The organism is Roseovarius lutimaris (genome assembly GCF_900115165.1).
Classification (GTDB): Bacteria; Pseudomonadota; Alphaproteobacteria; order Rhodobacterales; family Rhodobacteraceae; genus Roseovarius; species Roseovarius lutimaris.
This window is the reverse complement of the sequence record NZ_FOVP01000044.1, coordinates 1-12,714: the sequence shown is the minus strand read 5'-3', so window position 1 is coordinate 12,714 and position 12,714 is coordinate 1. Positions and strand designations below refer to the sequence as shown.

The 12,714-nt window shown below is 55.7% G+C and carries 9 protein-coding genes and 2 pseudogenes; 9 read left to right on the top strand and 2 right to left on the bottom strand.

What is annotated here, in order from left to right; translation table 11 throughout:
* Positions 1 to 436 precede the first annotated feature (436 nt).
* On the bottom strand, positions 437 to 1,909 hold the full coding sequence (locus BMZ91_RS20230; RefSeq protein WP_092842397.1) for an aminotransferase-like domain-containing protein: 1,473 nt from the start codon (positions 1,907 to 1,909) through the stop codon (positions 437 to 439).
* A 143-nt stretch (positions 1,910 to 2,052) separates the two neighbouring features.
* On the opposite strand from BMZ91_RS20230, the gene BMZ91_RS20225 reads away from it, so the two are divergent.
* The 9 genes and pseudogenes from BMZ91_RS20225 to BMZ91_RS21880 all read left to right on the top strand — a co-directional run.
* Entirely contained in the window at positions 2,053 to 3,246 is a 1,194-nt protein-coding gene (locus tag BMZ91_RS20225; protein WP_092842396.1) for an ABC transporter ATP-binding protein, read from the top strand.
* Complete coding sequence (locus tag BMZ91_RS20220; protein WP_092842395.1) at positions 3,243 to 5,354, top strand: hydantoinase/oxoprolinase family protein; 2,112 nt, start codon at positions 3,243 to 3,245, stop codon at positions 5,352 to 5,354. The genes BMZ91_RS20225 and BMZ91_RS20220 overlap by 4 nt, the downstream gene beginning before the upstream one ends.
* Complete coding sequence (locus BMZ91_RS20215; RefSeq protein ID WP_177193943.1) at positions 5,351 to 7,354, top strand: hydantoinase B/oxoprolinase family protein; 2,004 nt, start codon at positions 5,351 to 5,353, stop codon at positions 7,352 to 7,354. Before BMZ91_RS20220 ends, BMZ91_RS20215 begins: the two co-directional genes overlap by 4 nt.
* Before the next feature lie 86 nt (positions 7,355 to 7,440).
* Positions 7,441 to 8,493, top strand: a complete 1,053-nt coding sequence (locus BMZ91_RS20210) for an ABC transporter substrate-binding protein (protein ID WP_218145705.1) — start codon at positions 7,441 to 7,443, stop codon at positions 8,491 to 8,493.
* 249 nt (positions 8,494 to 8,742) lie between these two features.
* Entirely contained in the window at positions 8,743 to 9,399 is a 657-nt protein-coding gene (locus BMZ91_RS20205) for an ABC transporter permease (RefSeq protein ID WP_218145704.1), read from the top strand.
* Positions 9,400 to 9,403: 4 nt separating this feature from the next.
* Positions 9,404 to 10,213: an ABC transporter permease gene (locus BMZ91_RS20200; protein WP_218145703.1), complete on the top strand. Its 810-nt coding sequence runs from the start codon at positions 9,404 to 9,406 to the stop codon at positions 10,211 to 10,213.
* Positions 10,210 to 11,208 (top strand): Asd/ArgC dimerization domain-containing protein, encoded by a 999-nt coding sequence (locus BMZ91_RS20195; RefSeq protein ID WP_092842392.1) that lies wholly within the window; start codon positions 10,210 to 10,212, stop codon positions 11,206 to 11,208. The genes BMZ91_RS20200 and BMZ91_RS20195 overlap by 4 nt, the downstream gene beginning before the upstream one ends.
* A 39-nt stretch (positions 11,209 to 11,247) precedes the next feature.
* Positions 11,248 to 11,961, top strand: a complete 714-nt coding sequence (locus BMZ91_RS20190; RefSeq protein ID WP_177193942.1) for a glutathione S-transferase N-terminal domain-containing protein — start codon at positions 11,248 to 11,250, stop codon at positions 11,959 to 11,961.
* A 295-nt stretch (positions 11,962 to 12,256) separates the two neighbouring features.
* A pseudogene (locus BMZ91_RS21880) lies at positions 12,257 to 12,355 on the top strand (transposase); the annotation flags it as partial.
* A gap of 73 nt (positions 12,356 to 12,428) precedes the next feature.
* Here the strand turns inward: BMZ91_RS21880 and BMZ91_RS20180 are convergent.
* Positions 12,429 to 12,714: pseudogene (locus tag BMZ91_RS20180) on the bottom strand (transposase); the annotation flags it as partial.

Genomic DNA, 12,714 nt, shown 5'->3' with positions numbered 1-12,714 from the left:
CGTCTGACAGCAGCTTGATTGTATCGAGTAGTCAGTAGTGGAAGTCGGCGTGTGAGGAGGTCATAGACAGGAAGGACAAAAGATCGGTGACGACGGTTTTGAAAACGCATCCGGGTCAATGGGCCAAGAGCCCGCAGAACTGATTTTGCATCAAAGCCGCGCAGCTCCATACCGGCCAGCGGTCATTTGATCGCCGCACAACAGGCCTGATACATGACCGCACCCGATCACACGTCACTATGTCGAAAAACCATCTTGCGCGAACGGGGGTATCCATACATGACCCGGCTTCAGCATTTGATTTCGCCCCGCCTATCGGACGGCAAAGCCCCCAGGCGGGCCGCCCTTATATAGCGAGTCCGTCCCGGGGCTTTGCCTGCGCGCCGTTTATGTTCTTTTGCAAGGTATTGTGGTTTTTTAGTCCGGCTTTGGCCCATCAGGTAAAGCCTGAAGGTAGGATTGGTGCGCCACCAATAACATTGGCCAACACTTCGACCGCCAATCTAAGGCTTTCGCGGTCGCGGGCGGCCCCCAGGCTTATTCTGATGGCTTGCGGCGCTTGGGTGCGTCCGACAGTGAATGCAGCGGGGGGCCCTAAAATCACATTTTGTGCGCGGCAGAGTGAAAGAACTTCATCCGCGCGCCATGGTTCTGGCACTTGAAGCCACAAATGGTTGCATGGTCCCGAGTTCGCGCTGACCAAGTCGCCAAGGACGTCTTTTGTAATCTGATGACGTGCCTGCAACTCGGTGCGTTGCCATGCAACCAGGGTCTCTGCTGTTCCGTCCATGATCCATTCAGAGGTAATCTCAGCAGCCAAAGGAGGCGCATGGGTCGTCGTTGCAAAAACGACCCCTGTTACCTGCGGCAGCAACGCGGCTGGCGGAACCACAAACGCTATTCTTACGCCAGACATCACCACTTTGGTGAGCGCCGAGATGTAAAATACGGGTGCGCCTTTGGCCACCAGATCGGTATAAAGTGACGGAAGAGGCGTATTCAAAATCGCATCATAAGCTGCGTTTTCAATGACTGTGAGATTGCGCTTGATTGCGACGTCAACGATTTTCGTCCGGCGCTCGCGAGGCATTACGGTGCCAGTTGGATTTTGATACGTCGGCATCGTGTAAAGACCCTTTGCGCCAGTCTCCCGCGCGATCCGGTCAAGCGCATCTGGCATGATGCCGAATTGGTCCATGGGGGCTCCGACCAATGTGAGACGCAAGAGATTGGCCAGCGAACGAAAACTTGGGTTCGTCAGGTTTTCGACGATCACGACATCACCGGGCTTGAACGCAGCAGCCACCGAGACCATCACGCCCTGCTGAATTCCGCTTGATATCACAATCTGCTCGGGATCGACATGAAGCCCAAGCGTTCCCAGCCATTTGGACCCGGCCTGTCGATGCTCGAAGCGGCCAACGCTTGGTTGATATCCGGCAAGCGTAAGCCGCAAGGCATCGGCTGATGGCTCGCTCAACCGTATGAGGGCGGTTCTTAATGCGATGTCGTGTCGTTCCGAAATTGCGGGTTGATTGATGGACAGATCGATCTCGGTTGGCGCAGGTCGCGTGAGGATCGCATCGACAGGCCGGGATCCTGGTGCCCGCCTGACAAATGTTCCTCGGCCCACCTCGCCTGTTGTCAGCCCAATTCGAGATAATTCGTCGTAGGCGCGGCTGACCGTGGCAACCGCAACGCCCATTTTTTCGGCAAGTCGCCTGTGGGGGGGGAGGCGATCTCCGGGTTGATAATGACCGTTCCGAATTTCTTCGGCGATCAGGCGAACGATTGTTCGAAATGTGTGGGGCTTGGATTTTATCGCAGTATTTCTGATGCTTACATTCGATTCCGGTGGAATTTCAGTGACCGGTGCTGTTGTGGTTTTCGTGTTTTTGGGGGCTGCCATTATGTTGAATCTCTCAATGTACCTATGACAATTTAAATATTGACCACTTAAATATCACTATGTCCTAGTACGAAAGTCAATCGCCACAGCAATCTGCGCCGGAAGCGTGGACTTACTTATGAGAACGAACATTGAGGACCAATATGACAGCCTTTCCGATAGCGACTCCAACGGACCGCACGGCGAATTGTGATGCCATCGATCGCAAAGGTGTCGCCGTGCGACTTGATGGGATTTCTAAGCGGTTTAGGTCTGTCATAGCACTGCGGCCAACCACTCTTGACATTCGTCCCGGTCGTATGACGGCGCTGCTTGGTCCTTCGGGATGTGGCAAAACAACGACGCTACGGATGCTGGCGGGACTGGAGGCGCCGGACGACGGACGCATTCTGATTGGCGGTGCTGATGTGACCCGTGTTCCGCCCAATAAGCGCGGGTTGGGCATGGTATTTCAGAGTTACAGCCTTTTTCCGCATATGACGGTTGGTGAAAATGTGTCCTTCGGGTTGCGGATGGCGGGCGTGGGGTCTGACGAAATTGCGGCACGCACCGCCGAGATGCTGGCGATGGTGCGCCTGCCACATGTGGAAAGCCGTTATCCCAGTCAGCTTTCAGGCGGTCAGCAACAACGCGTTGCTCTGGCCCGCGCACTGGTGACAAACCCCGCTGTGCTGCTTCTGGATGAGCCGTTGGCGGCCTTGGATCGTCACTTGCGAGAAGAGATGCAGTTCGAGTTGCGCCGCATCCAGTCCGATTTGCAGATCACGACAGTGATCGTGACCCACGATCAGGAAGAGGCGCTTACCATGAGCGATGAGATCGTGGTGATGAATGATGGGCAGGTCGTTCAGTCAGGTGCGCCCGATGATATTTATAACAAACCGCAGACCCGGTTTGTTGCCGAGTTCCTGGGCACTGCGAACCTGTTCCAAGGCGTTAAGGATGGCCATGGCAATGTACGCATTGCGTCCGGCGTTGGTGAAGGGGCCGTGCTGGCCCATTCCAGTGCACCTGGCGCGGCCGCGGGCACTGTCGCTATTCGGCCAGAAAAGATGTGGCTTCGTCTACATGACGCTCCTGAAACCGCTCCTCAGGACGGTACAGAAGTCAATCTGGCAGGACGTGTCACCGGGCACGTTTTCAGGGGTAATAACCATGTGTTTCGAGTCGAAATCGCAGGGCGCGAGGCGCCTCTCGTCGTCTACCAACAGGCAAAAGACCTGGTGGGCGCGGGCATCGAACAGGGCGACATGGTCACCGTTGGCTGGCACCCGCAGAATGCTGTGCTGCTGGCATCCGAAGACACAACTTCTGAGCAAAAAGGACCGAGTGAATGAACAAGCCATCTGCCATCGTTAGCTATAGGGTCGGGATCGATGTAGGTGGCACCTTCACTGATTTTGTCCTGTCAGACCATAACAGTAAGCGTCTCTCATATCACAAGGAACCAAGCGTTCCGAAGGACCCATCAGAAGCGGTTATTGCGGGGCTGCGTGCGCTGATTGCTCAGGAGGGGATCAATCCGGCGGATATCAGTCTTGTGGTGCATGGGACCACGCTTGCGCTGAACGCGACCATTCAGCGACAGGGCGCGCGCGCCGCGCTGGTGGTGTCAGAGGGCAATCGGGACATTCTCGAAATCGCGCGGTGTCGGATGCCGAACTCTTACGATTTTCGCGCCGGAAAAGAAGAGCCGCTGGTGCCACGCTCCAGCGTATTCGAGTTGCCCGCCCGCATCGACGCAAAAGGGGAGGTGATACGCTGCCCCGAAGCTGAAGATCTTGACCGTGCAGCTGCGCAGATCCGCGCAGCAGACGTTCGCGCGGTGGCGGTAATTTTGGTAAATGCTCCGATGAACCCCGCGTTCGAGGTTGAAATTGTTTCGGCACTCCGTGAGCGTCTGGAGGGTGTGGATGTTACAGCGTCGACAACAATCTGGTCGGAAATTCGCGAATACGAGCGTGCAATTGCAGCGACCCTCAACGCGACGATCCAACCCCTGATGGATGGTTATCTCGCACGGCTTCAGGCCAAGTTGCTGGGCGACGGAATTAACGCCCCGATTTACGTCACCGCGTCGAATGGTGGCAGTTTGTCGATTGCAACGGCCCGTGCCCGCCCGATTGAAACAATGCTGAGCGGGCCAGCGGCAGGCGTCGCTGCGGCTACGCACATTGCCTCTTCGGTCACAGTCGATGACGAGACACCGCTGGGCGTTCTGTCTTTTGATATGGGGGGCACGTCGAGCGACATCGCGATCTCGATGGGCGGTGAACCGGGTTATACCAATCATACCCACGTGGGTGATCTGCCGTTGATGATGCCGGTTGTGGCGGTCTCGGCAATCGGGGCCGGTGGCGGTTCGATCGTGTGGACGGATGCGCAAAATATTCTAAAGGTTGGCCCTGACAGCGCAGGGGCCGATCCTGGTCCTATTTCCTATGGACGTGGCGGCACATCGCCAACTGTAACAGATTGCTATCTGTCGTTGGGCATCATCGACGCTGACCGGTTTCTTGGCGGCAAACAGCGGCTTGACCGGCGGGCGGCCGAGGTGGCGCTGTCGAAGGTGGCAGGGCGTCTGGGTCTGACTGGCACGCATCTTGCAGCGCGGGCTGCGGAGGCCGCGCTTCTGGTGACAAGCACAAGCATGGCAAGCGAGATGCTGAAAGCGTTGGCGCAAAAGGGTGTGGATGCAGGGGAACTTGCCCTGATGCCATTTGGCGGCGCAGGCCCAACCCATGCGTTTTTATTGGCCGAAGAGGTCGGAGTTAAAAGCCTCATCATCCCACCGGCTGCCGGGACGTTCTGTGCGCTTGGCGCGCTTGCTGCTGATGTAAAACGCGACTTTGTGCGCTCGTTGCGTCGACCCTTTGCGGAAGGCACCGGCGATGATGAAGTCTGGGCCGCATTTGCCACGCTTGAAAACGAGGCGACGCAATTTATCGAGGGCGAGGGCGAGATTCTGGACCGTCATTATCTGCAACACAGTGCGGAAATCCGGTATTCGGGGCAGGGGTTCGATCTGTCTGTACCGGTGCCGCGCGAAGTGGCCGAGTCCCGCGATGCCGCCGCCGTGGCCGAACTTTTTCACATAGAGCATGAAAAGACCTATGGCTTTCGCGATACCGAGAGCCGGCTGGAAATCACGACGCTGCGCGTGCGTGCCATCGGCGAGATGCCGGAACTGGTTCTGCCGTCACTGGGTGCAGGGCAGGCCGCGCCGCAAAGCAGTGGTACGCGGTCTGTCTTCATTGCGGGGGCGTGGACAGATGTACCCATCTATCAACGCGACACGCTTCTGGCAGGTCAGCGGATCGACGGGCCGTTCCTGATAGATCAACCAGATACCACAGTCTTTGCGCTGCCGGGATGGACCGCTGTCGCGGACGCAAAAGCAAACCTGATCGCCACCCATACCGAGTGCAAGGATGCCAACCAATGATAAGTCTCGATCCCATTCTGCTTGAAATCCTGGGCAATAAGCTGCGCGCCGCGACTGAGGAAATGGGCCATGCCCTGCAACGCACCGGCCGCACGCTCTATGTTAAGGAAACCGCCGATTTTGGCACAGCTCTGGCTGATCTGGACGGGCATTTCTTTGCTTACCCTCGCGCAATCGGAGTGTCGGGCTTTATCGATCTGGATTGCGGCCCAACCCTGCGTGCGGTTGAAGACTTAAAGCCCGGTGACGTGATCATCACCAATCATCCCTACGACTCCGAAGGCCTTGCGACCCACGCACCTGATGCTCACCTTCTCATGCCATATTTTTACGAAGGCGAGTTGGTCTGCTTCGGCTGGAGCTTTGTGCATTTGTCGGATGTCGGGGGCCGTGTGCCAAGCAGCATTTCACCCACCAATCACGAGCTCTATCAGGAAGGATTGTTCATCCCTCCTCTCAAGTTGCTGGAAGAAAAGAAGTGGAACAACGATGTCTTGTCTTTCATAAAGGCCAATTGCCGCACACCGGATGAAAATATTGGCGACCTGAAGGCGATGATCGCTGCGTTAAATGTCGGTGAACGCCGCGTCGCCGCGATCATTGAGCGTCACGGGATCGAAGCTTTCCGTGCCGCACGCGGCGATCTTCAGACCTATGCTGCAACCAAATCGCGCGATGTGTTGCGCCAGATCGGTGATGGTAGTTATCACTTTATTGACTACATGGACGATGATCTGGTCAGCTCCTATCCGATCCGCCTCGAAGTGACGATGACGGCGCGGGATGGTGAGATTCATCTGGATTTTACCGGCACCGATCCACAGGTTGAAGCTGCGTTCAACGTCCCCACCAATGGTAAACGCCATGCTTGGCTGACGGTCCGGATGATCGCATTCATAATGACAATGGATCCCACGACGCCAATGAACGCCGGCATGTTTCGTCCAATCACAGTAACAGTGCCCAAAGGGACCGTCTTAAACCCTGTCGCCCCCGCAGCGGTGGGCGTGCGACATGCGACAGCAGTGCGAGTGAACGACCTGCTTAACGGAGTTTTGGGTAAGGCGCTGCCCGAGGTGATGCCGGCAGCAAGTGGTGGTGCAATGGTCCCCATTGTATTTGCCGCAGACGATCCCAAGACAGGTGCCACTCACGTTGCAGTGGTCGAGCCGATGGTTGGCGGCAGTGGGGCGCGCAAGGGTTCTGATGGTGTGGACGGGCGCGATTCCAGTATTTCGAACCTCGCCAATAATCCGATCGAAACGGTGGAATCGCAAATTTCTGTGTCGGTTCTCGAATACGGGATCCGTCCGGATTCTGGTGGGGCTGGCAAATGGCGCGGCGGTGTTGGCGTGCGGTTGAGATTTCGCATCGAAGCGGATACGGGGCGTATTCTTGGGCGCGGGATGGAACGCTTCCGGTTTCGGCCTTGGGGGCTGTTCGGTGGATGTCCCGGTGCGCCAATGCGGGTGATCCTGAATGAAGGCACCGATTGTGCGATAGATACCGGCCGGATCGATATGCTCCCCGTAAAAAAAGGCGACACGCTGACTGTGCTGATGCCCGGTGGGGGTGGCTATGGCGATCCTCTAGAACGCGCCGCCGATCTGGTTTTGGCTGATGTTGCGGGCGGATTCCTGAGCGAGGATGTCGCGGCTGCGTCTTACGGCGTTGTCATCGAGGGAGGAACGATCGACCTCACCGCGACAGAGGCGCGGCGCGCAGACATGCGTAAATATGCACCGTCACATCCCGCCGATAACAATCCTGGCGTCAATCGCGCGGCATGGGATGCGGCCATCTCAAACGATGTCGTGGCCAGTCTGAATGCTGTCATCCAAAACGAGGGCGCATCCAATCGATCAAGGCACAGACGTGATTTCTATTCTCTGGTCTTGCCTGATCTTGATGCGTCAGAGGGGTCTTTTGAAAAGGCGCTGTCCGATCCGAACGCTGTGAAGGCACGCGTGCAAGAAGCGTTGGAGGCGATCTCACGATAATAAAAAACATTTGCAGCCTCCCAATTTCTGTTCCCGCCAGAAACTGTCCAAGCGGGTCAATTCCAATCACATAAGAGGATAAACCCATGTTGACTAAGTTGTCCCGTCGTCAGGTTCTTGCTGGAACCGTCGCAGGCAGTGCCCTTGCACTAGCTTCGCTGAGTCCGGCCTTTGCTCAGGTCGATTCCATTGTCGTTACCAGCTATGGTGGCATTTGGGAGATAGCGATCCGCGACTTGTTCGTCGCGGATTACGAGGCACGCACTGGCGGCACGGCCGAAATCCAGATCGGCGGCCCGCCGCAATGGATGAGCCAGATTGAGGCGAGCATCGACAACCCACCGATTGATGTTCTGGTGAACACCATTGACCTTGCGCTTGTCGCTGGCCGGACCGGGCTTGTGGAAAAGATCGAACCGTCCAAGCTAACCAACCTGAAGAATATCCCTGACCGGTTTGTTGAGTCGGTGCAGGGCTGGGGCGTGATCTTTGACTATGGCGCGGCCGGAATTGCCTACCACAGAGAGCGCGTCGCAAATCCGCCAAGCAGCATCAAGGCGATGATTGAAGGCGCGCTCGCCGGTGAATATGTCCTGTCGCTGCCAAGCATCAGCTATGCGCCGACGCCACAGATGCTGATCTGGTCGCTGGCCGATGCCTTGGGCGGAAGTGTCGACAATGTCGATCCGGCATTTGAGGCGCTGAAGCAACTGCAAGAGGCAAATGCCGTTATCTTCTACGGCGGTGCGACCGAATTCCTCAATCACCTCGAATCCGGTGAAGCAGAGCTTGGCATTTATTGGGACGGGCGTACTTGGGCGCATTACTCGACCGGCGCAGAGTGGATCGGTTTCATCAATCCCGACGAAGGCGCGGTTATGAACCCGGTTGTGGTGCAAAAGGTGGTGAATTCGCCGGATACTGCATGGGAGTATATCAACAGTGTGCTCGCACCGGGACCTCAGCTGAAATTTGCAGAAATGGTTCAGTATGGCGTGACAAATTCAGAGGTCGTTTATCCCGATTGGCTGAAAGAACGGATCACCCCATGGGAAGAAACCCGCTGGCCGCCCTTTGAAGAGATCGGAGCAGCGATACCTGTCTGGGTCGATCGCTGGAACCGTGAGATTGGGGCCTAAACCATGAGCGGACAGAATGCCACGCGCCAAACGGCGGGAACAGTTCCAAGAGCACGCGCCGTTGCGCGCCCTTGGCGGCTCATGGGGTTTTCCTTCATGATTCCGTCGCTTTTGCTCCTAGTGGCGTTCTTTATTGTTCCGCTCGTGTTCGTTGGAGAAATGAGCTTTCGCGAGGGGCGGTTGCCGCCCCCCGGCGGCGGGTTATGGCAGAACTATGAGCGGCTCTTTTTTGACAGCTTTTACCTTGGTGTGATCGGCGAAACGATGCTGCTGAGTGTTGTTGTTACGTTGATCTGTATTCTGGTCGGCTATCCAGTAGCCTACTTCATGGTTCGCCACGCCGGTGGAAAGCTTTACAACCTGATTATCTTCCTGTTGATCGCTCCGCTTTTGACCCCGATCATCATGCGTACATTTGGCTGGCAAGTGTTGCTGGCCAGGCGCGGTCTGGTCAATGAATGGCTGCAATCGCTCGACCTGATTTCGAAACCTTTGGCTTTGTTGAACAGTCCCGTCGCTGTGGTGCTGGGCTTGGTGCATGTCCTTGCGCCTTTCATGATCTTGTCCATTGCTTCCGTATTGGCGGGCATTGATCGGCGGCTGGAAGAATCCGCACGGATGTTGGGTGCAGGAAAGGGCATGAGCTTTCTAAAGATCACCCTGCCGCTCAGCATGGACGGGCTTGGGACAGGCGCAATTTTGGTCTTTATGCTCGCCAATGGAAGCTTTGTGACACTGCTCTTGCTTGGTGGCGGTTCGCTTCAGACACTGCCGCTTTTGATTTACCAACAATTCAACACGACGCGCGATCTGCCTTTTGCAGCCGCAATGAGCAACGCCCTGCTTTTGATCGCCTTTATATGCCTGTTTTTCCAATTGCGGCTTATCCGTAGAAAGGGAGTGTGACGCAATGGCACAAATGGCTGAAGACACTCGAGAACGCTGGTTGCTTGGTCTTGTTACCCTGTTATTTTTTGTTTTTCTGATCGTTCCCATCGTTGTGGTGGTGATGGTTTCCTTCACCTCGGCAACTTATGTCAGCTTCCCGATTGAGGGGGTTTCGCTCCGGTGGTTCTATAGAATTGTTGAGTATGAGCCTTTCGCCAACTCGCTTTGGGTGACGCTCAAGGTTGCGTTTATGTCGACGGTGATTGCGGTGATGGTCGGTGTGCCGGCTGCGCTTTATCTTGTACGTGCCAAGACACCAGCGACGGAGTTTTTGATGGCGCTGCTTTTGTCACCATTGTCGATGCCGATGATCGTGTTGGGTCTGGCATTGCTGTTCTATTTTTCAGCCATCGGCTTGGGTATTTCACTGATGTCTTTGATTGTTGCGCATACGGTTGTTGGCTTGCCCTATGTAGTCAGGACTGTTGCGGGCGTTTACCGCAGTGCTCCGCCAGATCTGGAAGAAAGCGCAGTAATTCTTGGCGCAACCCGCTGGCAGATCATTCGCTATGTCGTGCTACCGCAGATCCGGCCGGGTATTTTTTCAGGCGCGATGTTTTCGATGCTGGTATCGATCGACAATCTGCCTGTCTCGTTCTTTTTCGGAAGCCCATCGACCAGCACGCTGCCTGTTGTGATGTTGTCTTACCTGGAGCATCAGTTCGACCCTTCGATTGCGGCGATCAGCACGGTGCAGATGTCGATTGCTCTGATCGGGCTGGTCTTTATCGAACGCGTGTACGGGCTGAAACATCTCGGCGCTCCGGCATGACCCCGGTTGTCGTTCTTGGGGCTGCCCGATTGGTCGGCCAGACCCTTCTTCAGCGACTTATCGGTCATCCGATGTTTTCAATCCGCGCGGTTTGCGATCTGGGGGCGGAACGGGCACCATTGCCTTATGGCAAAGCGTGCGATTGGAAGTTGACGCCGGCAATGCCGGCTGAGTTGCAGGATTTGGAACATCACTGTGGGTCTGCCGAGACCCTTGCAAAGCTTGCTTCGCATGATGCTCTGGTTCTATCTGTTCTTCCCGACGGGCTGTCCGGGCCCGTGGATCGCGCTTTTGCAAACTGTGGATCAAGGGTGATTACACACGCAGCCGAATGCAGGCTGGACGCGGATATCCCTCTGATTATACCAGATATTCATGAGATTCCGCGGGATGCTCGGATTGTCGCCACGCCAAATTGCACCACGGTGATGCTGTCGCTGATGTTGAGCGCGATCCGCTCCGTGCAAGAGATAAACGCCGTGTCGGTGGTTACACTTCAGGCGTTATCTGGTGCTGATTTGACCGGCCCGCAAGCACTAGAGATTTTGAATAATGTTGATCCACAGCTATGTGATGAGGCGCTTGCGCTGGAACGAGAGACAGCACGGATTTTCGACAGCGCGTTTCCAGTCTCAGCGCAATGTGCACGGGTTCCGGTCACGGTCGGGCACACCCTGTTCGTTTCATTCAAGATGGCAGGTCCGTGCAGCCGTACCGAACTGGTTGGTTGTCTGAGGGATTTCAGATTGCCTCCCGACCTGGCCCGGCTGCCGACAGCGATTGAGCACCCATTTGTGGTCAGTGAGACGAAAGGGCGCCCGCGCCCTTCGCCCGATGCCGAGGCAAAAACGGGTATGGGACTAACAATCGGTGGCCTTGAACCGTGCTCCGTCTTGGATTGGCGCTGCGTTATGGTTGGCAACAATATGCAAAGAGGGTCCGCTGCAACTTTGCTGCTGACCGCCGAGAAACTCACCAGACGCATGGCATCTTAGGTGTCCGCGAGAGATTTCATACCAAAAAAGGAGAATAATTTGTCGCCAATTCTTTATATAGGAGATGCTTGGAGTGCATCTTGGTCAATATGCGGATGGCTGGCGTGCCGGCTTGCAGGGTTAGAGGTTGAAGAACGGTCGATTTTTCTCGGTCAGCCTCAAACCAGAAAAGAGATCTTGGAAGTTTCGCCATCAGGTCGGGTACCGGTGTTGGTGAATGGATCAACTGTGGTTTGGGATTCAATGGCAATAGCGGAATACCTTTGGGAACTTAACCCAAACGGTCAGATCTGGCCGCAGGATTTCGAACAGCGTTGTTATGCGCGTTGTATTGCAGCAGAAGTGCATCGCGAGTTTGAGGAAGTACGGGTTGCGATGCCGATGAATTTGATCAAACGATGGCCAATGCGCAACGGATTGCCTTCTATTGAAACGCGTATGAAGGGGCCGGGCGTCAAGGGCGGTCGTGAAGGCGTCATGGAAGGTCTTCGCAGGATGGAGGAAATCTGGCGCGACTGTCGGCAAAAATATGGGGCCGGTGGCCCATACCTGTTCGGGGCCAATTACACCTTTGTGGATGCCTTGTTCGCACCAATGGTCAGTCGATACGTGACATATGGCGTCGAAGCTGCCGAGGATGTTGCGCCGTATATTGGGGCGAATATGGCCTATCCGCCGATGCAGGAGTGGATATCCCGCGCAGAAAGAGACGCTGAGGTCGTAGGCCGCGATGTTGCAATGGCTTTTCCATAGTCGCGTGAAACGGGGCCGTCGCCCAATTCACTTGGAAGGTTAGATCCTCTCGGCCTCATTTCATGTGATCGGGCTGAATAACGTCCGAGAAATGACGCCAGTTACGGTCGATCAGGGTATCATCAATTGCGCGCTTATTCTTATGGATGTTTGCAGCTCAACCAATGTGTGGACCTGTCCCGGTTTTGGGGAGTGCTGGATGACCGACATCTGGCACTCTCTGGCGCGCAACCTGAACGAGGCCGGTACACGCAGGATCATTTCGGTGTTGAATGATCCGGCCTGGACCTGTCGCGCTTTCCCGCCAGCGATGTGCAAAATCATCTACATCACCAACGCCATAGAAAGTTTGAACCGGGTGATCCGCAAAACCACGAAAAAGCGCGGTAGCTTTTCAACCAATGACAGAGGTGGTCCTGCTTTTTCGACCAGTTTGCAGCCTTGTTAAGATGGATCAGGGTTTCACTTCAGGCTGCTAATCTCATTGGTTCTGTTTTGTTGGCGTATACCTCATCGGGGGTCAATAACCCGTGCGTCGAATGGGGGCGCTCAGAGTTGTAGTAGGTCAGCCATTTACCGATGCCCGCCCGCATTTCTGAGCCGGTCTCAAAAGCGTTGAGGTAGACGCATTCATATTTCAGTGACCGCCACAGCGCTCAATCATCCGATTGTCGCGCCAAGCGCCTTTGCCGTCCATGCTGATCTTGATCTTTGCATCCGTAAGCACGTCGATCCAAGCACCACTGGTAAATT

What these genes read in the sequence shown, in the direction of transcription:
- BMZ91_RS20230 (WP_092842397.1), bottom strand. Translation starts at nt 1,909, where the DNA reads ATGGCAGCCCCCAAAAACACGAAAACCACAACAGCACCGGTCACTGAA.
- BMZ91_RS20225 (WP_092842396.1), top strand. Translation starts at nt 2,053, where the DNA reads ATGACAGCCTTTCCGATAGCGACTCCAACGGACCGCACGGCGAATTGT.
- BMZ91_RS20220 (WP_092842395.1), top strand. Translation starts at nt 3,243, where the DNA reads ATGAACAAGCCATCTGCCATCGTTAGCTATAGGGTCGGGATCGATGTA.
- BMZ91_RS20215 (WP_177193943.1), top strand. Translation starts at nt 5,351, where the DNA reads ATGATAAGTCTCGATCCCATTCTGCTTGAAATCCTGGGCAATAAGCTG.
- BMZ91_RS20210 (WP_218145705.1), top strand. Translation starts at nt 7,441, where the DNA reads ATGTTGACTAAGTTGTCCCGTCGTCAGGTTCTTGCTGGAACCGTCGCA.
- BMZ91_RS20200 (WP_218145703.1), top strand. Translation starts at nt 9,404, where the DNA reads ATGGCACAAATGGCTGAAGACACTCGAGAACGCTGGTTGCTTGGTCTT.
- BMZ91_RS20195 (WP_092842392.1), top strand. Translation starts at nt 10,210, where the DNA reads ATGACCCCGGTTGTCGTTCTTGGGGCTGCCCGATTGGTCGGCCAGACC.